The sequence below is a fragment of the Motiliproteus sp. MSK22-1 genome, from assembly GCF_001968815.1.
GTDB lineage: Bacteria > Pseudomonadota > Gammaproteobacteria > Pseudomonadales > Balneatricaceae > Motiliproteus.
Window position 1 is genome coordinate 45,334 of sequence record NZ_MIEQ01000095.1, and the last position, 20,761, is coordinate 66,094.

Annotated in this window: 15 protein-coding genes and 1 pseudogene; 5 read left to right on the plus strand and 11 right to left on the minus strand. The window is 48.6% G+C overall.

Annotated features, from left to right (window positions below; all coding sequences use genetic code 11):
- Positions 1-31: 31 nt before the first annotated feature.
- Positions 32-1,396, minus strand: a complete 1,365-nt coding sequence (gene mgtE, locus BGP75_RS23660) for a magnesium transporter (protein ID WP_076721387.1) — start codon at positions 1,394-1,396, stop codon at positions 32-34.
- Positions 1,397-1,961: 565 nt separating this feature from the next.
- Between mgtE and BGP75_RS23665 the strand changes: the two genes are divergently transcribed.
- The 3 genes from BGP75_RS23665 to BGP75_RS23675 are packed head-to-tail and all read left to right on the plus strand — an operon-like array spanning position 1,962 to position 4,413.
- A complete protein-coding gene (locus BGP75_RS23665; RefSeq protein ID WP_369832157.1) occupies positions 1,962-2,396 on the plus strand; it encodes an ATP-dependent zinc protease in 435 nt (144 codons plus the stop codon).
- A gap of 41 nt (positions 2,397-2,437) precedes the next feature.
- Positions 2,438-3,349 (plus strand): 30S ribosomal protein S6--L-glutamate ligase, encoded by a 912-nt coding sequence (gene rimK, locus BGP75_RS23670; protein ID WP_076721389.1) that lies wholly within the window; start codon positions 2,438-2,440, stop codon positions 3,347-3,349.
- A 5-nt stretch (positions 3,350-3,354) separates the two neighbouring features.
- On the plus strand, positions 3,355-4,413 hold the full coding sequence (locus tag BGP75_RS23675; RefSeq protein ID WP_076721390.1) for a succinylglutamate desuccinylase/aspartoacylase family protein: 1,059 nt from the start codon (positions 3,355-3,357) through the stop codon (positions 4,411-4,413).
- Between the two features lie 107 nt (positions 4,414-4,520).
- Here BGP75_RS23675 and BGP75_RS27530 read toward each other — a convergent pair whose 3' ends face one another.
- From BGP75_RS27530 to BGP75_RS23710, 9 genes and pseudogenes are all read right to left on the minus strand, one after another.
- Positions 4,521-4,838: a cation:proton antiporter regulatory subunit gene (locus BGP75_RS27530; protein WP_233153017.1), complete on the minus strand. Its 318-nt coding sequence runs from the start codon at positions 4,836-4,838 to the stop codon at positions 4,521-4,523.
- 9 nt (positions 4,839-4,847) lie between these two features.
- A pseudogene (locus BGP75_RS23680) lies at positions 4,848-5,705 on the minus strand (RimK family alpha-L-glutamate ligase); the annotation flags it as partial.
- 154 nt (positions 5,706-5,859) lie between these two features.
- Positions 5,860-9,897, minus strand: coding sequence for a translocation/assembly module TamB domain-containing protein (locus BGP75_RS23685; protein ID WP_076721392.1), 4,038 nt, complete (start codon positions 9,895-9,897; stop codon positions 5,860-5,862).
- Complete coding sequence (locus BGP75_RS23690; protein ID WP_083705016.1) at positions 9,894-11,630, minus strand: autotransporter assembly complex family protein; 1,737 nt, start codon at positions 11,628-11,630, stop codon at positions 9,894-9,896. Before BGP75_RS23690 ends, BGP75_RS23685 begins: the two co-directional genes overlap by 4 nt.
- 247 nt (positions 11,631-11,877) lie before the next feature.
- Positions 11,878-12,042, minus strand: coding sequence for a hypothetical protein (locus tag BGP75_RS27115; protein WP_158070167.1), 165 nt, complete (start codon positions 12,040-12,042; stop codon positions 11,878-11,880).
- Between the two features lie 14 nt (positions 12,043-12,056).
- On the minus strand, positions 12,057-12,644 hold the full coding sequence (locus tag BGP75_RS23695) for a hypothetical protein (protein ID WP_076721393.1): 588 nt from the start codon (positions 12,642-12,644) through the stop codon (positions 12,057-12,059).
- A gap of 64 nt (positions 12,645-12,708) precedes the next feature.
- Positions 12,709-13,584 (minus strand): mechanosensitive ion channel family protein, encoded by an 876-nt coding sequence (locus BGP75_RS23700; protein WP_076721394.1) that lies wholly within the window; start codon positions 13,582-13,584, stop codon positions 12,709-12,711.
- 34 nt (positions 13,585-13,618) lie between these two features.
- The gene (locus BGP75_RS23705) at positions 13,619-14,428 is read right to left on the minus strand and encodes a hypothetical protein (RefSeq protein ID WP_076721395.1); all 810 of its coding nucleotides are present in this window, start codon (positions 14,426-14,428) and stop codon (positions 13,619-13,621) included.
- A 227-nt stretch (positions 14,429-14,655) separates the two neighbouring features.
- Positions 14,656-15,087, minus strand: a complete 432-nt coding sequence (locus tag BGP75_RS23710) for a phosphate-starvation-inducible PsiE family protein (protein ID WP_198939527.1) — start codon at positions 15,085-15,087, stop codon at positions 14,656-14,658.
- Between the two features lie 199 nt (positions 15,088-15,286).
- Between BGP75_RS23710 and zntB the strand changes: the two genes are divergently transcribed.
- Both zntB and BGP75_RS26675 read left to right on the plus strand, forming a co-directional pair.
- Positions 15,287-16,258, plus strand: coding sequence for a zinc transporter ZntB (gene zntB / locus BGP75_RS23715; protein WP_076721397.1), 972 nt, complete (start codon positions 15,287-15,289; stop codon positions 16,256-16,258).
- A gap of 83 nt (positions 16,259-16,341) precedes the next feature.
- Entirely contained in the window at positions 16,342-18,540 is a 2,199-nt protein-coding gene (locus BGP75_RS26675) for a mechanosensitive ion channel domain-containing protein (RefSeq protein ID WP_198939528.1), read from the plus strand.
- Positions 18,541-18,624: 84 nt separating this feature from the next.
- Here BGP75_RS26675 and ggt read toward each other — a convergent pair whose 3' ends face one another.
- Positions 18,625-20,406, minus strand: a complete 1,782-nt coding sequence (gene ggt, locus BGP75_RS23725) for a gamma-glutamyltransferase (RefSeq protein ID WP_076721398.1) — start codon at positions 20,404-20,406, stop codon at positions 18,625-18,627.
- Between the last annotated feature and the right edge of the window lie 355 nt (positions 20,407-20,761).

Consider the following 20,761-nt stretch of genomic DNA (forward strand, 5'->3'; position numbering starts at 1 on the left):
AACTGAACTGAGTCGATCTGTTGCCCGGCTTTTAGCTTTGAAGTAAAAATATTGATGCCATTCCAAGAAAACTCAGAAAGCCGATTACATCGGTAACCGTTGTCAATATCACAGCACCAGATAAAGCCGGATCAATATTTATCCGCTTTAGTATCAAAGGAATAACTACACCAGAAAAAGAGGCTGCGAGGAAATTCAGGATTAACGCTAGCGAGATAATGATCGATAATTTCGGATCGTGGAACCACATCAGTGAAACTGCGGCTACCAGCAGAGACCATACCAGCCCGTTTAAGGCTCCAATCGCCAGCTCCTTGCGTACCAGCCAGGGCGTGTTGGCGCGTGATATCTGATTAAGCGCCATTCCACGAATAGTTAATGTCAGGGTTTGGCTACCGGCAATTCCCCCCATGCTGGCCGTCACTGGCATCAGTACAGCCAGAGCGACAATCTGTTCCAGTGCTTCTTCAAAGAGGCCGATGACCCATACGGCAATAAAAACGGTCAGAAGATTGATCCCGAGCCAGATACCTCTGCGTTTGGCACTGGGCACGATTGGAGCGAACAAGTCTTCTTCGGTGGAGATACCCCCTGATTTGAGTAGCGCCTGATCCCCTTCATGGCGAATAACATCAACTATGTCATCGACGGTTATTCTTCCACAGAGCTTGCCTTCGTCGTTAACTACGGCGATTGAGATTAATGAGCGTTTTTCAAATAATACCGCGACTTCGTGCTCAGGAGCATCAAGGCGAACAGCTTCTTCTTTGCCGATCATTGCGTCCTTAACCAGAGTGTCTGCAGCGCCGGTCACCACATCTGCCAGAGGAAGCTTACCCAGATACAGACCTTCTGCATCGATAACCATCAGTGAATCGGTCAGAGGAGGCAATTTCTGATGCATTCTCAACCAGCGTAACACCACAGAAAAATTAACTCCCTGGCGGACGCTAAGAACCTCTGTGCGCATCAGTCGGCCGGCAGTGCCCTCTGTGAAACTGAGTACGGTTTCCAGCCGTTGGCGATGGTCTCGTTCCAATGCATCAATGATCGAGTCAGTTACCTGATCAGAGATGTCACCAATAATGACAGCCAGGTCATCTACATCCATCTCCTCGGCGGCATGAATCAGTTGCTGATCGTTCATTTCGCCCAGTATTCCTGGACGCACTTCAGCTCGGAGCAGGGGCATGACTTCTGTTTGCTGTTGCTCGGTTAGCAGTCCCCAAACAATCAATCGTTGTTCCGGTAACAGCGCTGCGAGCAGGTTGGCAATATCCCCGGCTTCACTTTGTGCGATAAACTGCTGCAACGCTGGCAGATTGTTACTGCGAATATCCTGAATAACGCTATCTACGTTAATGGCGCTGGACTCGATGGCAACAGGGTTCATCATGGATATACCTTATCCGGTGGTTTATTTGGGATGACGATTTACAGTTGGCGGCCACTTTCTAATGAATATGCAGCACAGAGTACAAACCAGTCGCTTTTAGGGAAGTGCTGTCGCCGGGTATTTTCCGTAAGGGGAGGCTTGGCGTCAATGATTAAAGTCGCTCAGAACCTGTCATTGCTGGCTTTGTGGATGTTTGTCCTTTAAAGGATGAGTTAAAACTCTAATCTTCTATTTTCCTCACTCTAAATCAGTCTGTTAGCTGACAAGTTGCTGGAATTGCACGATAAACAGTGCCATGATTATTTCAACCGGTTCTGCAGATGGTCCAGACCACTTACTTTAACCAGGTTATTAATTTAAAGAATATCGATAATTTGGACAGCACCGATTATTTGAATGGCATCTATCGTTTGCAGGCGTCTATAGTTTGAAGTGCACCTATGGTTAGTTGGTACCTATGGTTGGTTGTGTACCTCATGTGGACAACAACGATGTTGCACGTAGTAATCAGGTGTTGTTGGAAATGCAATTATTACCCGTTTTGAGTTGCTAGAAGGGGATCGCCTTGAGTAAAAGCAATAAACAGACAATCGGTTGGCGGGAATGGATCGGGTTGCCCGATCTCGGGATAGAACGCCTGAAAGTTAAAGTGGATACCGGTGCCCGTACTTCTGCTTTGCATGCGTTTCGCGTTTCTCAGATTGAACGAGATGGAAAACCCTGGGTGAGTTTTGATCTTCATCCCAATCAATCGGAGACGGAAACGGTTATATCCTGTGAAGCCCCTCTTCTGGACCAGCGAGAGGTGACTGATTCCGGTGGTCACAGGGATATGCGCTATGTGATCTCTACCACGGCCATGATGGGAGAACTGCAGTTTCCTATTGAGGTGACGTTGACGGCGCGTGATACCATGCGCTTTCGGATGCTTTTAGGAAGAACCGCAATGGAAGGACGCTTTTTAGTTGATCCGGATGCATCATTCCTGGTTTCCCAATAATCAATTACCAACAGACTGATGTATTTTGAAGGATCAACTGTATGAAGATAGCTATTCTATCGAGAAACCCTTCCCTGTATTCAACACGCCGATTGGTGGAGGCGGCAAAAGAGGCCGGACATGAAGTGCGGGTCATTGATATCCTGCGCTGTTATATGAACATCAACTCTGACGATCCTGGTATTCACTATAAGGGGGAGAATCTCGCTGGGTTTGATGCAGTGATCCCGCGCATAGGTGCATCCGTCACTTTCTACGGTACTGCTGTATTGCGACAATTTGAAATGATGGGTGTCTATCCGCTTAACGAGTCGGTTGCGATTAGCCGCTCACGGGACAAACTGCGATCAATGCAGTTGCTGTCACGCAAGAAGGTCGGAATGCCGATTACCGGATTTGCCAGTAAGCCGACTGATATCCCCGATTTGCTGGATATGGTGGGTGGTGCCCCTGTTGTGTTGAAACTTCTGGAGGGAACTCAGGGGATTGGGGTTGTTCTGGCTGAAACTCGCAAAGCTGCAGAGAGTGTGCTGGAAGCATTTATGGGGCTTAAAGCCAATATTATGGTCCAGGAGTTTATCAAAGAGGCGGATGGTGCCGATATTCGTTGCCTGGTTATTGGTGATAAGGTTGTGGCTGCAATGAAGCGACAGGGTAAGGAGGGAGAGTTTCGATCAAATCTACATCGAGGTGGAACAGCATCTCTGATAAGAATCACGCCTAAGGAACGGGCAACGGCGGTACTGGCTGCCCGGACCATGGGTTTGAATGTGGCCGGGGTCGATTTACTGAGGTCTGAACGAGGCCCTCTGGTGATGGAAGTTAACTCCAGTCCGGGCCTGGAAGGTGTTGAGAAGGCAACCGGAAAAAATGTTGCCGGAAGTATCATTACCTTTATTGAGAAGAACGTAAATGCCAAAGTAAATCGTGCCCGAACAAGAGGCAAGGGGTAGAGCTTATGTCACCGCGCAACAAGCCGATAACAATTGCCGGCAATACGCTGCAACCAGGGGAAAGAAAAACACTTCATCTGGATCTGGCCCGGTTGTATACCAATACACATCTGGATCTGGATATTGAGGTCATTCATGGTCGGCGTCCTGGCCCAACATTGATGATATGCGCTGCTATTCATGGCGATGAATTGAACGGCGTCGAAATCTGCCGACAGCTGTTAAAACATAAATCGTTAGCGCGTATTGCCGGTACATTAATTATTGTTCCAGTGGTCAATATTTTTGGGTTTATTCATCGTAGCCGTTATCTTCCGGATCGACGTGATTTGAATCGTTGTTTCCCTGGCAGTGAAAAAGGATCGTTGGGGGGAAGAATTGCTAATATCTTTCGTACTCAGGTGCTTTGTCATTGCACCCATGTTCTGGACCTGCACACGGGGGCTATTCATCGTAGCAATCTGCCCCAGATTAGAGCCAATCTTGATAATCCAAGTGCTCGTGAAATGGCAAGGGCATTTGGTGCCCCGATGATCATTGACTCTAAATTACGCGATGGCTCTCTGCGTCAGTGTGCTGATGAAGCCGGTATTGCCCTCATTCTCTATGAAGCTGGTGAAGCGTTGCGGTTTGACCCGCAAGCGATAAAAGGTGGTGTTCGTGGTGCCATTAATATAATGCGCTCGTTATCCATGCTTACGACGCCAAAACGTAAGCAGCCTCCCTTGACACCAGTGGTGGCTAATTCATCGTCCTGGGTTCGGTCGCAATCCGATGGTGTTTTTCGATCCATCGTAGATCTGGGGCAGCGGGTCAGCAAGGGGCAGCTAATGGGGATCGTTGCCTCGCCTTTTGGTGATCAGGAAGTTGAGGTCAATGCTCCGAGTTCGGGTATTATTATTGGCCAGAATAATATTCCTTTAGTCAATGAGGGGGATGCTTTGTATCATTTGGCGCGTTTTGATGCGAGCTTGAAAGCAGAAAAGCGTGTTGGATTGATCAACGAACAGATTGAGGCTCTCTCGCTCCCGGAAGACTTTGACTTATCTCAGCAAGACTCTTAGCTTCTCTGTTTACAGAAACAGCCTTGCCCGACCTCCAGTAGTATTGCTCTCGATGGTTTTATGAGTCTATGGAGGCCGGCTAGTGTGTTATGTGGAACAGAAAGAACTCAGGAGTCTTCTTCCAGAGGTTTGACTTTGGGCTTTCTTTTCCGTCGTGCACTCAGCGGTACCAGCATTTTCATCGCCTGTAGTTTTCCGAAACAGAGTAGCTTGTCGTCAGGTTCAAGTGTACGGGAATATTTGGGGTTGGGGATGACCTTGTTGCCCCGGTATAAAGTCAATACGTTGATGTCCTGATCAGGCAGGCCCGATTCGGTAATTGTTTTTCCAACAAAAGCCGACTCTTCAGGTACATAGATCTCGGTGACACCGTACCCGGTACTTACTGTCAGGCGTTGTCGGATGTCTATTTCGGGGAAATCCACCTGAGCGGCGATAAAATCAATAATGGCGCCGGCAATATCCAAATGAGTGCAAGTTTCGATCCCTTCCAGCCCCGGAGAGGAATTGACCTCCATAATCTGTGGGCCATCAGCACCTTCCAGCATATCGACCCCGGCTACTTGCAAGCCTAGTATCTGCGCTGCGCGTACTGCCGTCTCACGATACTGCTCACTCAGTTCAACCGGCTCGGCCACGCCACCTCGGTGGACATTGCTGCGAAACTCCTGACCTTGAGCGACACGTCGCATTGCTGCAACCACCCGGTCTCCGACGACCAGTGCGCGTATATCCTTACCTTTGCTTTCTGCTACAAATTTCTGAACCAAAACATTTTGTTTCTGACTTTGTAACAGTTCAATAATTGCTTCGGCGGATTTAGTTGATTCCGCCAGCAGCACACCAATTCCCTGGGTTCCTTCAATCAGTTTGATAATAACGGGGGCATTACCGACACGTTTGATGGCAGGCAGTACATCCTTTTTATCTCGAACAAAGTTGGTTTTGGGAATGCCAAGATGATGGCGGCTGAGAATCTGAAGACTTCTGAGTTTGTCACGGGAGTTTAGGATACCGTGGGCCGTATTTGCACAATAGATATCCATCTCCTGAAACTGCCTGACGATGGCAGTACCAAAATAAGTGATGGAAGCGCCGATACGCGGTAAAACTGCATCATAATCACTGAGCTGTTTTCCACGGTAATAAAGGTCCGGAGAGCCTCGTTCCAAGTCAATGGAAAACTTCAGAGTATTTAGCACTTTGACCTTATGTCCTCGGGACTCGGCAGCTTCTTTCAATCGCTGGGTACTATAAGAATTGGGGCCGCACGAGAGAATGGCTAGTTTCATGAAGATATTCCTGGTTTATTGCGGTAGTCCGTTGAGTATAGCGGTTTAGATTGTAGTTGCTTAAAAATAGTAGCAGAAAGAGTGTCTTGAGATGAGAAATAACGGGTATACCAGCGTCAACTGATGCTGGTATACCCGTTTACCGAGTTACCGTTTATCGCTCCAAGGTGAAGATTATATCTCCACCACTGCCTTTGGTTCCGGTCTGGGATTCAAGGCTCCATTGTTTTGCCAGGCGGTAGCGCATGAAGAAGGTGCTGGTTGGTTCCAGTAACCCAACACCGTACTTTACATAAAGCTTGGGTGACAGGTATTTTCCGATAAACAATGAGGTTTCATTAAATGAGTTTCCGGCTTCCAGTCCCAGCTCATCAATCATTGGAGAGTCAGAGATCTTTTCAGTCAGCATATTTCCGCCCATCATCACCAGAGATGAGGCGGCTCTTAGTAACAGGTCCTGTTCTGAGCGGGTGGTTGCCGAGCCCGGAGGACGGCCGAATAGCAGGTAGGACAGCAGGTTATTCTCAGGCATTGAAGGCACCGAAAACAGAGACAGACGGGGCTGCTTAAGAGTCCCGCCGACTCTGGCTCCGGCAGTGACTTCATCAACCTTTCGTGAAACCCTGAGATCCAGCCCAGGGTTATCTACCGGGCCACCACTGAAAATCAGGCTACCACGCTGTATGTTGATATCCTGCCCGTAAAGCCGGTACTGTCCTGAGGCTACTTTCAGGGTACCCGTGGCGCGCGTAGCACGGCTGCCGTCATCCTCAACCAGAACGCTGCCCTGCAGCTTGCCCTTGAATCCAAATGCCTTAACTTCCACTTTATCGCCCAGGCTGAGACGTAGCCGGGTATCCAGTGGTGTCTTGAGAGGAGGTGGGTCGGTGGCCGAGGTCCGGGTACTGTCCAGAATGACGACATCGGTTGATATGGGGGTACTGGCCGCAATTTTCGGTGGAGTGATTCTGGCCTCTGGAATCTTTATCTCGCCATCGAGTTTGATCAATTTGGGGCTGACGACGATAGAAATATCCGGTGAGAACCAGGCCTGAATCTCTGCGGTATCGACACCCTGGAAGCGTTCTCCGGCAATATCCAGATGACCTGTCTGCTTCAAGGGGTCAAGTTCGCCCTTCAGGATCAGGCTGCCTTCAGTGGATTTTAATGACCCATTGAGCAGCAATCGGGGGCTATTTGGTTGATCGCGTAAACTCAGTTCTATATCCCTTAGTTTTATTCCCAGTGCGGGTAATTCGGCGTTGGCATTATTAACCTGCAATGCTCCTGTTAACCTGGGGCTGTTGATCGAACCGCCGATCGCCAGGGCAGATGTCAGACTTCCGTTGACGGCCTGTAATTGAGGGATAAACAGTGAGATAACCCCCAATTCGCTCAGCTCCAGATTCAGCTCCCCCTGAAGCTCGGCCTGTTGATCCAAATCGTTGACTGTCAATCGGGCCTGCATTAACCCGGTTGGCTGCTGCAGAGGAAGTTGCATATCAACGGCAAGCTGTTTCTGATCCCCTTGCAAATCAATATTGATGTCACCGGCGATTAATTTGAGTTCCGTATCCTCAATACTTAACTGGGCACCACTCAGATTAGCCTTGGCCTGAAAGTGAGGGCGTTTATTCGGTTGTTGTTCGAAGCGTGCCTGAGCCGTCATTTGCCCCAGAATTGTTGTGCCTGCCGGAAGCCAGGGAGATAGTGTGTCGATTGATAGTTGCCGGGCTTGCAATTCCCCGCTGATGCCGTTGCTTTCTGACCAGGAACCGTTCAGGCATAGTTCGCTTGTTTTTTTTGGGGCAAGCAACAGGCAGAGATCGTCAATCTGTGCGTTGGTTTGCGTGGCCTCCATTGTGACCGGTTTTTTCAGTTTCCAGTGTCCCACAGAGGGGCTGTGCAAATCTGCGCGACTCAGGGATCCTTGCCAACGCGGTGCGCTCCATTGTCCCTGAAGCGCCAACGCCAGATCTGCTGGACCTTGATTAAAAGACAGTTCCAGCTGATGCTGCTGGGGAGTGCCCCTGCCGTTGAGTTGCAGTTGCTGCCAGAGGGTTTCGCCATAGCGAACTTTCTTTAACTGAAGGTCAATAACGGAAGCCTGTTTGCCACTGAGACTCATATTGATATCTGCTTTCAGGTCAGCAGCCTGATAATCTTTCAGTTGCAGTGATTGTCCTTGTAGGTCGGCAACTAAATGCAGCCCTGTTTTGGGTCCTCGAAGAGTTCCTTTTGCTCTCAGGGTTCCTTGAGCATCAGTCAGCAGCTGGTCGAGAGCCGGAATATCGAGGCTCCAGTCAAAGTTCAGCTGTTCTCCCAGTTGACCGGAAGCTTTCAGTCCGGCACCGGCCACATTGAGCTGTAAGGCCTCAACAGTCATCGCCTCATTAGTCAAGTTGACCCTGGCCTGTCCTTTCACGGGTTCCCCACGCAGAGATCCACTGAGATTATCCAGAGTTGTCTTCAGCTGCAGCGATGGGCTGTTATTGTTTGTTTTGTCAGCCTGAGTAACCGCTCCGGTATTATGACCCTTGAAGTCAAGGTTACCCGGCCATTCAGGCCAGTAACTGCCGGGGTTGATGTGTTTACCTTCAAATTCCATCTGCCAGTACAGATCAGACAGCCAGGACAGTTTTCCGTTAGCATTCAGCTGCCCGTCAAGAGTGTCTGCGCTGATGCTGACTGAAGTTAATTCGCTCTCATTGCCTTGGGTTGTTAGTCGCCACTCTGCGCTGGGAATCCTTAAGCCTGTCAGATCCCCGTTCATGCCCAGTCGATAGTCCTGTAAGTTACCTTCGATTTGAAACTCCCCCTTGCTGCTACGAAAGCTGGCTTCTGCTGGTAATGGGGTGTCTTTTATTTTTGTTGGACTCAGGCTGGCCCGGGACTGATTGGCTTTTTTCAGCAATGGTTTGGCGCTTACTGGTTCGGAGTTTACCTGAAATGGCTTGGTGCCTACCGGCTCGGTGTTTACCTGAAATGGATAGCTGATATCGCTCCATTGGCCCTTAAGGGCAAACTCTGGGTTTTGTACAGCGCCGGATATTTCCCCTTGCAGTTGCAGCTCTGCCGTCGTTGCCGATTGGCGCAGGTGTATCTTTTCGATAGATAGTCGCTGATCGCTAATACGTAACTGTACTTGCATATCACTGCTGCCAATTTCAGGTAAATTTGTCTGTAAAAAACCATTCAGTTCAATGTCTTGTAGATTTCCAGTTGCTTCCAGGCTGGCTTTCAGTTTACGGCCCTTGAGTTGTGGTGTGATAAGTTCCAGATCGAGTAACAGATCATCTAACCGCAACGTTCCCTGAGGTTTGACGAGAAGCCGTTGCAAAGAGCCCGTTGCCTTGGTACTGACAGGACCGGAAAGCTTTTGCACCAACTTGAGAGATCTCAGGTCGCCGAAAACCTGACCTTCTCCACTGAGAGGAGGTTGGTTCGGCAGAACCGCTTTCCATTGAGTATTCAGTTGCAGTGGGTAGTCTCCGGCAGGAGTCAGTTGTCCGCTTATTCGTGCTTCTCCCTGAGGAGCAATAAGATGCAGATGGTCCAGAACCAGTGTCTGTTGCTCACTGTGAATTTGTAAACGCGCCTTATCGATTATCAGCGTCGACGGGGGGCTGTTGATTGCTGGCTGATTGGCTGAAGGATCTGTCATCTGATGTTGCAGCTGTAGGTTGCTAAGTTGCAGGTCGTCAATTTTAAGCTTAACGGGTAGCCTGATCTCAGGCATCAGGATGGGAAATAAGGGTTTATCTGTTGTTGCTGGGGGAGTGGAAATTAGCTCAACCTGAGGTTCTGCTATTTCCAGAGTGCGGATATGCAGAGCCCCCGAAAGTACCGCAAGCGGCTCCCAGTCCAGAAACAACTTGTCCAGTTCAATATTCAGGTCCTGATGCTGATAGCTGACACCCTGTAGACTGAGGGTGTCAAGCAGGGAGCCCTCCATCCGGTCAATCTGTAGTTTTCCGGGCAGCCAGCGCTGGCTCTGAGTGAGCAGCTGCTGAAGACCGTTTTCGGTCCCTAAAAAATATGCTGAAGTCGTTAGAACAAGGGATATCAGCAACAATAGTGACAAAAACAGTATAAGTAGTACACGTCTGAAGATTGTTAGAGCAGAAGTCGGTGGCTCTTTTGAATCAGTATTGGCCGGGTCAACGGTTGTTTCAGTTGTGGACTGGGTCATAAATCAGGCCCCAGGCTGAAATGCAGCTGAAAACCGCCGTCATCATTCTGAGGGAAGGCAAGATCCAGGCGTACTGGACCGATGGGCGAAAACCAGCGTAATCCGACACCGATCCCGGTCTGCATGTGGATATCGGTATCTTCAAAGGCATCACCGCTGTCAATGAAGGTTGCCAGTCCCCAATTTTCAGACAATCGATATTCCAGTTCAGCGCTGGCGGTTAGCAGATGGGGTCCGCCGATCAGAGTTCCTTCGTTATTGCGAGGACCCAGAGATTGATAATCGTAACCTCGAACACTGTTATCTCCACCGGCGAAAAAACGCAGGGTGGCAGGTAACTGATCGAAGCTGTCTACAGCCGTAACTCCCGCATCTGCTCGACCCAGTAGACGCCAGTTTGGCGTCAGACTCCGAACTACTTTGGTCCCTAACCGCAGTTGAACGAAATTTGTATCAGAAAGCAGATCGTCACTGGCACCCAGTAACTGCAACGAGTAACGCTGACCGTTGCGAATATTGAGGCGATCTCCGGTCGACAGCCTCGTTAGGCTTATTCGCGGGATCAGGAATTGAGTGGTCTGGCTGGGCCCGTCGAAGTCGAATCGTTCTTGCTGCCATTCCAGTGACAGGACTCTTTTCCATGGTAGTCCCTGGTGTTGCCAGGAGGTGCCAAAGGAATAATTATCCGCATCGACAGTCGTGGAGTTTTCATTATTCAGCTTAAGATGCACGGTGTATCGATCATGCTGTGGTTGTAGTCCTGGAATCGCATATTCTGCGGTCAACCCGGTATGAATCTGTGAAGCCAATAGCTGAGTATTGAACTGGTGTCCTCTGTTGTTTACCCAGCGACGGGTCATGCCCAATTTTACACGGGCTCCAGTATCGGTGCCGTAACCGACACCAGCCTGATATTTGGTTCTCTTATGGGCTTCAACAGCGACCTCAATCGGAACGTTAATCCCGTCAGCTTGACTCCAGAGGGGCTGAACTTCAACCCGTTGAAAATAGTCACTGTCGATAAGGTTTGATTGCAGGTCGATCAGTGCACTGCTCTGCATTGGGTCACCGGTTTTAAAGGGTACGTAGCGTCGCAGAAAATCCTCTGTCAGTGGGTTTGGAGTGAATCGTAATTCACCCACGGTAAAACGAGGGCCGCTGTCAAAGTGCAAGCTGATATTGGCCTGGTAGCGTTCAAGATTAACTTCCACATAGTGTTGAATAAACCTGGCCTGGTAATACCCACGTTCTGTCGCCAGTGACAGTAATCCACGCTTCAGGCTTTCATATTCTTCATGGATCAGTGGGGCACCAATAGACAAGGGCGTTGCAGCCAGTAACTTTTTAAAAGGATCATCCTGCTGTGCTTCACCCAGCACCTGAATATCCAGTGAACCGATAGGTATTGCAGGACCTGGCGTTACTCGGTAATGGGCCAGCCAATCCTCGTTGTTTTTGGTTAGCTGTGGGATGATTTCTGGGCGGTAGAATCCATAGGGCTGAAGAGCTTTGGATATTTCAGCGCTAGCTTTGTTGTGCAGGTAGCGCATTCGACCCGGGTTGGTTATTTCCTGTTGGTGCAGTTGCTGAATGCTCAGGAGGCTGAGAATATTTTGTTCTTGAGCCTGATTCACTCCCTCAATTTTGACTTTCAGAGTACTTCCTTCAGTGCTGAAAACAGGCGTTATGCACAGTAATAGTACGACAATATCTGGTACCCACCTCTTTAGCACCGGGCGAAATCCTCTTTGGTTTGATGGGAAGTATTAGACACTTAAAAAGCGGTTTATTATCCGTTCATCAAAGCTTATAACGCTGTCTTTTGCAAGGCTACAATAAAGCCACCCGGATACATATAAATCTCGCTGTCTGAGGACCGTATGTCAGTAGGATCTGTGGGACTGTTTTATTAGGCAGGTGCTGCTAATCTGTTACTGAACCGGATTGATCTGCTAGTCCATCCATTGTCAGATAGCTCTTTTACTTGGACTGGAGGGGCTTTTTCCTTACCAACAGCAACCCCCGGGCAATGTACTCCGGTGGGTGCTTTTCTCGCAGTAAAGGAATAATCAGCCGCAAGCGTAATAGGCGAGCAAAGTTTTCCCGCCAGTTACGCCGTTGTCTGTCTGGTCTGTTTTCAGTCATCCAACAGCTATATCCTATTGGGCGTCTTCATGAAGCACTCGTTCAGTTGTTTTGCTGAACTCAGCAAAGGCTTCCTGCAGCAATCTTGCATCAGTGAGTCGTTTCCCTTCTTCTGTTGTTTTGCTGGTAACCGTAAATTTCCAGTAGGTTATACCGGCTGGGCCTTCCACCCGGCCTTCAAAGCCATAAGGCTGAGGAGATTCTTTGGTTGCTGCCTTTTTTTTACCTACGTCCAGGCTTAATTCTATTTGAGCCTTCTCCATTTTACGGTTTCCCCCTTCAAGAACCACAGCGACGGGAGGCTTTTTGATCGACTTGGATGGGGTTTTTATCCGTTCAACAAATAGTGCAAACGGGCTTTTGTTAGAGATGATTACACCCTGTTCAGACAGTATTGAATTAACAAGTTGAAGTAATTCAGGGTTTAATTCGCTGCTGTCCTGGGATTCCAGCTGCATTTCCAACGGGAATGGAAATGCAGCGAGTTGTTGGCTTTTGATTGTACCAAGCACCTCTGGAGCATTGGGCTGTGCTGCAGAGGGTAAGATAAACAGGTAGAGAAGCAGCCCTGCTATTCGAAAAATCGATCTGTAAGAAACCATTTACATCTCCTGTTTGCGGTCGTGGTCTATTTGTCTGTTAGTGATGCTGTGGTGCGAAACGGTATTAACTCTTGTGATTATCAGGGGTTGCCTGTTCTTTGTTTCCACCGACCATCTGTATCGGAAATGGTTCGGTAGCGCTGCCTGTATAGATCGTAAGGTGAGGAAAGGGAATTTCAATTCCTTCAGCATCAAAAGCGATCTTGATTTCAGTTTGAATGCTATTTCTTAAATCCATGAACTTCTCCTTCACGGCCCAGACTGAAAATTGCAAATCAATAGATGATGAACCAAAGCCAGTAAAAATAATGATTGGTTCGGGCTCTTCAAGCGATAGGGGATTTGCATCGGCCACTGCTTTCAATACCTTCGTGACCTTTTCGATATCCTCTTTGTAAGCGATACCAATTTTGAGGTCCAGCCGACGAATAGGAAATCGGGTCAGGTTCGTGACTTCTGATTTAATCAGGGTCTCATTGGGTATACGGACAAACAGGTTTTCGAAGGTTCGAAGTTTGGCCGAAAGCAGGTCAATGGAAAGGACTTCACCCGTGGTTGAACCAACTCTGATCACATCACCAACGGAAAAAGGGCGCTCACCCAGTAGAAATAAGCCGCTGATTATATTTGATGCCGAGGTCTGGGATGCAAACCCGACTGCAACAGTGAGGACACCAGCAGCGCCGAGCAGAACACTGAGTTTAAAACCCAGTTCACGTAATGCCGATACGCAAAACATTCCGAGAATCAGGTAAAAGGCTATTCGACGCAATAGTATCAGGTGATGTTGACTCAGTTGCCGGGCCAGCAGGTGTTTGACTCCTTTGCTGGCCAGCTTTCCCAATAGCAGACCGAGACAAATCAGGAACAGTGCCCGACCACCGGCCAGCAGTCTGTCTACCAATTGCCAATCAGCCAAGGTCAGCCAGAAATTATCCATTTCAGTCATTCCTTACGATTTTTTCAATATTGTATTATCCAAAAATGGCTCCCAGCGCGCGTATTAAAACACCACGTCCGGAGTTTACTCTGGGAATGGCAAGGCGCTGGCTTGTCAGGGCAAGCGCCGGAGCTCCTTTACCAAAACGTAGCTGTGCCGAAGACATTTCCTCATCACAGTGAATAGATAGTTCTTCAGTCCAGAAACGGCCATCTTCAGAGATGAACAGGGAGAGACTGGGTATCGGTAACAAGATACGCTCCAATCGCAGTGTTTCTTCTCCTTTGTTGATGATTTTTACCGGCGTGATTGCCCGAAATGCTCTTATCGGGACTTCTTCCAGTACCAATCTGGCGTGGGTACGGGCAGCGTATGCGACCTCTCCGTGCCGAGTTGAGGCGCCGAACCAGGTATCCGAAGGTCTTTGGATGGGAATATCAAGTAATAAGGGACCTGATTTAAACGCATATACCTGCATCCACAAAGTGGTGCCTACCAGAAGCCGGACCTCTTGTCCCGGAGGTAGGGATATAGGTGCCAGGGGGCGCGTAACCACAGGACGGTCTGCCAGGGCGGGTACTATCAGGGCCGGTTTTTTTGACTGCTTGACCACATGGCGGCAGAAGGTTGCTTCATCTTCCAGTGGATCTGAGGTTATCGCCACCTCAGTGACATTTAGATCACCATTTTCGGACTCGGTACTACGATGTCTTACCTGCCACTCGGACTCCAGCCGCTGCAGTGTCATCGTCAGAGGACCCACCTGCCACCGGCTGGTTTGTCCGGTTTCTACAATGAACTCTCCCCACCAGGAGGGGAACGGGGGCGGGGCGATTTGATCCACTGGGTCAGGTCCTCTCCATTTGGCTTCAGGCTAAGATTGCCTAAGTGTAGCAGGTTAATAATTACCGGAGCAGAGGTTTAGCGTCGGTAATCGACTATAAGATAAGGGTTTTTTAATGCTTATTGCTGGCAATCGCGTTTAACGGCTATCTGCTGGTAAGAACGATCTGCTGATAAGGGGTACCTGTCTGCGGTACCGGGGACCCAGCGCCAATGGAGGGATCAATCCTAACCGTCTTCAAGCTGCTTGTCCTTAAGGTACAGAAGAGCTGATCCCACTCGAAGGGCACCCAGTACGAAAAGAAGTGCTGATAGAGCGTAGATCATTTCTGGTGTCAGTTGGTGTTTGAAAAGACCGATCAAAATCTCACGAATGATAAAAACCAGAGCCCCATCGACGATGAAAGTCATTCGTAACTTCTGGCTGTCAAAATACTCGATGAGTGATCGTGACAGCTCTACCAATACGTAAAGTGTCAGCACATCGGCTATCAAATCAATATATTTACCGGTAACCCCTTCCTGACTCAGCAGTACCCAAAGGTCAGCAAGCAATCGAACGGCTCCGATAGCTATGCCAATGACCATGCAAATCAGGATGAGACCAAAAACAATTCCAATGGCTGTATCAAACAGTTTGCGCAGTTTCTCGTTTATCACTGAGGACATCTCTTTAATGAATAGTGCTAGTATCAATTGTGCCTGTGTTCAGGCGCCGCTAACTTACCTTTTACGCAGAGGTAGAACAAGATATATCCCATGACATTTAACATCAATGAAAAGTGGGTTGCGAGAGTTTCATCTACAATGACGTTGTTAATAAACAGAAATAATCAACGCGAACAGGGATACAGCATTGATGACTAGTGATGGTTTGGTCTACGGCTATATTTTTGATGGTAAAGGTGGGGGCCGCTCTATTGAGTGGGGTGATATTTCTGGCTGGTGTTCAGAGCAAGGTATTCTCTGGCTTCACTTTGAATATGTTAATGAGCGTGTTCAGAACTGGATTCAAAATGAGAGTCTTCTGGAGCCGCTGGTCGTTGACGCTTTGCTGATGGAAGAAAGCCGACCGAGAGTAACACAGTTGAAAGACTCGTTACTGGTTGCCTTACGCGGTGTTAATTTGAGCCCGGGTTCCAATCCGGAAGATATGGTCGGTATTCGAATCTGGAGCGATGGTCAGCGAATTATCAGTACGCGCAAAAGACGATTGTTGTCCGCTGGAGATATCGCCCTTCAGCTAGACAGAGGTGAAGGTCCCTGCTCAGCCGGAGAGTTTTTGGTCATGCTGACCGATGGCCTTATCGTTCGGATGAAGAAAACTATTGAAGAGACGGAGGATCAGGTAGCGGCTATTGAAGATATGGTTCTTTCCAATGAAAGTTATGCTCTCAGATCACGAATTTCTTCCCTCAGGCGTGAAGTCATCAGTTTGCGCCGGTATCTGGCACCGCAGCGAGAGGCGATGATGCAACTGCTGTCGTTTAAGATCTCCTGGATGAACACCAATGATTGGCAAAACCTCAGAGAAGTGGCTGACCACCTCACTCGCTATGTTGAGGAGCTGGATTCGGTGCGAGACCGTGCCGCAGTATCTCAGGAAGAGCTGGCAAACCGCCTTGCTGAGCAGATGAACAACCGGATGTACGTATTGTCGTTGGTCGCTGCTGTGTTCTTGCCGTTAGGGTTTTTAACCGGCCTGCTGGGTATCAATGTGGGCGGAATTCCCGGTGCAGAAAACCCTTTGTCCTTTTGGATCTTTGTTTTCATTCTGGTATTTGTTGTGGTTTTGCAGTACTGGTTGTTTAAGCTTAAAAAATGGCTATAGCTTATTCTTTCTATACTCTCTGACATCGCAGGGGGATCTGCTGGACCTGTTTCCATTTGCACCGTGTTGATGAGGGACTATTAGTGGGGATAAACCGATTTTACTGGGTCATCTGTTTCGGGTTGCTGGTTTGTGGAAATCTTTTCGCACAGACCATTCCAATTCCAGGTGGCTTGGGTACCGGGGCCAGTACCAGTAATACTGTTGCCGAGACCTTTTCCCTTCCACAGGTGAGTTCTCTCAGGGCTGACTGGTGGCGCAGCTTTGATAACACGACGGTTGATATTTATCAGCGAATATCTGCTCTGGAAAAACATCTGGATGAGCTGATCGCTGAGCAGCCCCCGGAATCTCTGGATGCCGCCAAAGAATACCGTAAACGAATCATTGCCAATCTTCTTAGCCTGGCCAATCTACGCAAACAAAAGACCCTTCAGACGCCGGAAATTAATGTCTTTAAGGAGGGTTATACGATTGGTGATTGGCTTGAGCTGGAAAACAGGCGGAGGAGTAAACAAAAGGAAGTGGCCGATGAACAAGCGGCCATAGAACATCTGCAAAAAGCGGTAGATACCGCAGCAAAGCAGCATGATAACGAAATGGCTATTTATATCGGCGTTAGTGCCACAGCGCCGAATAAGGTGGTATTGGGGCTTGATATCATTGCTGCTCGGGCAACGCTGGAATTAGCCAGACAGCGCTTGTCGCACCAGCGTAAAGAGTTCAGCGGTCTGCAGGCGAGTCTGGAGTCATTGTCGGAAGAGAAAAGTATTGCTGAAGAACGGCTGGTTGTCTCAGCAGAGGATATTTCGGCCCTGAACCAAAGACGGCTGGATCAGGAGCAGGAGCTGGCTAAAGCCAGTATCAATCTGAATCTTGCGCGATCACAAGTACTGGGCACCATTACCGATACGGCAGAATCCGTCGCGCAAACCAGGTTGCTTGAGCAACAGGTCGTTCATGCATCAGTTGAGGAAGCTATTGCCAGACTGCGACATACCGTAACCGATAGCTCTTTAGCTCTGACCAGTTTACTGGCAAATACCGAAGTTAATTCCAGGCAGTTACACGAGCAACTGGTCGGCTGGAGGCTTCTGATAAAGGAGACCTCATCTCGACTGGCAGGCTGGCGTGCTGAGAGTTTACGGGAACAGGGTCGGGCTCAAACGCAGTTGCTGAATCTTGCTCCGTCAGCCCTTACTCTGAAGTCAATTAATGAGGCCCGTAGTCAGCTGTCACAGGATACGCTACTGAAACTGCGGGAACTGGATGATGTTCGTCTGGATCTTGAAGCGCTGGCTGATATCTGTCAGCTGCGTCTCGCTGCACATGATGGCTTATTGAAACACTGGTGGGTCAGCACTGTGGAGACACTTAATCTAGGTTGGGTTGGAGCGTTTAATCTACTGACTGAAAGCCTGTTTAAAATAGGTGAAACACCGGTAACCATTCTTGGATTGTTCCGGGTCGTGTTGATAATCACCGTGGCGTTAACCTTATCGAGCTTATTGCGCCGGATGCTGGCAAAGATAGCAGCACATAATGAAGGTGAAAACCCAGCACTGTATACCGTGGGACGACTTGCCCATTATGTCATCCTGTTGGTTGGTATGATGATTGCCCTGTCATCCATTGGACTGGATTTCAGCAATATTGCGCTGGTTGCAGGGGCTCTCAGCGTGGGAATTGGCTTTGGCCTGCAATCTATTGTTAATAACTTTGTATCCGGGTTGATACTGCTGTTCGAACGATCCCTGAATGTCGGTGATTTTATCGAATTGGACTCGGGTGTTCTCGGTGTTGTGATGGAAATCAATGTCCGAAGTACACTAATCAATACAAATGATAACGTCGATATTATCGTTCCCAACTCGGAGTTGGTCAGTGCTAAAGTAACCAATTGGACACTAAGGGACACGACGCGACGGATGCGAATACCCTTTGGGGTCGCCTACGGGACTGATAAAGACCTTGTCAGAAAGGCGGTGCTGGAGGCTGCTGACCGTGTTCCTGAAACCCTCAAAGGAGCAAAAAAGCATCAGCCGCAAGTTTGGTTGGTACGGTTTGGTGATAGCAGTCTGGACTTTGAACTGGTGGTTTGGGTCAGTCAGGCAGCAGCTAAACGGCCAGCGGGGGTCAGTGCTGCCTATATGTGGGAGATTGAAACCTCATTACGACAGTATGAAATTGAAATACCGTTCCCACAACGGGATTTGCATATACGCAGTCATTTTGAACAAAATGAACCGGGGACGGTATTGACTGGCAACGATTCCGAATGAATAACTGAAAAGCACCGGATGCCGCACACTGATAATTCAGTTGTGATTCACTGGTGCTTTTTATGCTTTTTTTATGAGATGGAATTAAAACCCTTTTGCAGAGGATGTACTGCGTCTTGGGTCGGCGGCACCATATAAGGTACCATCTTCGCCAACCATAATACTTTGGATTGCACCCATTGATGATTTGGGTGTCACCGTATGTCCCATGCTTTCCAGCAATTGAACGGTATCCGGGCTGATGCCTTGCTCGATACGGATTTCATCTGGCAACCACTGATGATGAATTCGGGGGGCGGCCACTGCAGACTGGATATTCATACCATGATCAACAACGTTCATAATGACCTGCAACGTTGTGGTGATGATACGTGACCCGCCCGGGCTGCCCGTTACCAGGAAATTCCTTCCGTCCTTTTTAACAATGGTCGGGGACATTGAGCTGAGCATTCGCTTTTCCGGTTCGATCTTATTGGCATCTCCACCAATGAGACCGTAAGCGTTTGGTACTCCCGGTTTAGCACTGAAGTCGTCCATCTCATTGTTTAGAATAAAGCCTGCTCCTGGCACGACAATACCTGAACCATAACTGAAGTTTATGGTGTAAGTGTTGGATACTGCATTACCCCATTGATCCACGATAGAAAAGTGCGTTGTCTCGTCACTCTCATAAGCGGCGGGAGTCCCTGGTTTGATCTCCACGCTGGGTTTAGCCTGATAAGGATCTATCTGGCTACGGATATGAGCGGCATATTTTTTATCGGTCAAGCCTTTTACTGGCACAGAGACAAAATCCATATCACCGAGATATTCAGATCGATCTGCGTAAGCCTGCTTCATCGATTCTGCCATCAAGTGAATGCTCTTGGCTGAGTTGTGACCGTATTGACCGATTGGGAAGCCTTCTAAGGTATTCAGAATCTGTACTACATGTGTTCCACCTGAACTTGGCGGCGACATTGAATAGATATCATAGCCCCGGTAGTTTCCCTGTACTGGCTTGCGGACCTGAGGCTGATAATTTTTAAGATCCTCCAGGGTAATCAGGCCACCATTCTGCTTCATGTCATCGACAATCAGCTGAGCGGTTTTACCTTCATAAAAGCCTTTGATGCCCTGATCTGAGATACGCTGTAATGTTGCCGCTAAATCCGGCTGCTTGAACAATTCACCGGGCTGGTAGGTGCTACCGTCCTCTTTGTAGAATGCCGCCTTGGTTGATGCCCATTTCTGTAATCGTTCTTTCTTCGCTTCAAGGCCGTTGGTAAAACGCGGAGGAACGATAAATCCTTCCGAAGCGAGTTTGATCGCGGGTGCCAATGCCTGTTGCAGACTGATTGTTCCGTATTTTTCCAGCGCCAGTGCCAGACCGGCAACCGTGCCGGGAACCCCGGCTGAAGTGTGGGAGAAACGGCTCAGCTGTTTGACTACATTGCCATCCTTGTCCTGAAACATCTTTTCGTAGGCGGCTTTCGGGGCTTTTTCTCGATAATCAATGGCGACAACTTCGTCGTTTTTTTCGCTGGATAACAGCATAAATCCGCCACCACCGATATTGCCGGAACGGGGTTGTGTTACCGCCAGTGCAAAGCCAGCTGTGACCGAAGCATCAATCGCATTACCGCCATTGGCCAAAACCTTGAGTGCGACATCGGTAGCAAGATGATGGCTGGTTGCGACCATGCCTTGTTTGGCAACCACAGGATGGTTACGTTCGCCTTCAATAATCGACTGAGCGGCTGCCTGAGTGGTGGTCACGCTAACTAAAGCAACGGAAAGTATAAATGAGCGAAATAACCGGTTAGGTAAGAAGGGTTGCGAGCCACTTCTGTGATGTGAAGTGCTTCTGTTGGTAGCTTTATCCATTTTTTCTATTTTTCCTTGATGGTTAGCTGACACGAAATTATCACAATGATAGAGAAACGACGTTAGGATCATGGTGTAAGAGTTACAGGCGAGCTTAGTCCTAATGCGCCAATAGTACATCCTATCGTGTCAAAATTGATATTACTCAACTGTTTGTCTGAAGGGTTTGGTGTTGCTCCAGACAACTGAAAAAGTCATCGGGGTCAGGTTTACCCTTAACAAAATACTAGCTGGCGGCTGGTTCTTATGACCTTAAGTCGGAAACAGTATGGGCAAATATGTCAGTTGTTGTCTGTACAAACATACAGTACTATTCGGGAGAATATTTCCTTATACGCTATGTCCACCCTACATG

What these genes read in the sequence shown, in the direction of transcription:
- mgtE (WP_076721387.1), bottom strand. Translation starts at nt 1,396, where the DNA reads ATGATGAACCCTGTTGCCATCGAGTCCAGCGCCATTAACGTAGATAGC.
- rimK (WP_076721389.1), top strand. Translation starts at nt 2,438, where the DNA reads ATGAAGATAGCTATTCTATCGAGAAACCCTTCCCTGTATTCAACACGC.
- BGP75_RS23675 (WP_076721390.1), top strand. Translation starts at nt 3,355, where the DNA reads ATGTCACCGCGCAACAAGCCGATAACAATTGCCGGCAATACGCTGCAA.
- BGP75_RS23685 (WP_076721392.1), bottom strand. Translation starts at nt 9,897, where the DNA reads ATGACCCAGTCCACAACTGAAACAACCGTTGACCCGGCCAATACTGAT.
- BGP75_RS27115 (WP_158070167.1), bottom strand. Translation starts at nt 12,042, where the DNA reads ATGACTGAAAACAGACCAGACAGACAACGGCGTAACTGGCGGGAAAAC.
- BGP75_RS23695 (WP_076721393.1), bottom strand. Translation starts at nt 12,644, where the DNA reads ATGGTTTCTTACAGATCGATTTTTCGAATAGCAGGGCTGCTTCTCTAC.
- BGP75_RS23700 (WP_076721394.1), bottom strand. Translation starts at nt 13,584, where the DNA reads ATGGATAATTTCTGGCTGACCTTGGCTGATTGGCAATTGGTAGACAGA.
- zntB (WP_076721397.1), top strand. Translation starts at nt 15,287, where the DNA reads ATGACTAGTGATGGTTTGGTCTACGGCTATATTTTTGATGGTAAAGGT.
- ggt (WP_076721398.1), bottom strand. Translation starts at nt 20,406, where the DNA reads ATGGATAAAGCTACCAACAGAAGCACTTCACATCACAGAAGTGGCTCG.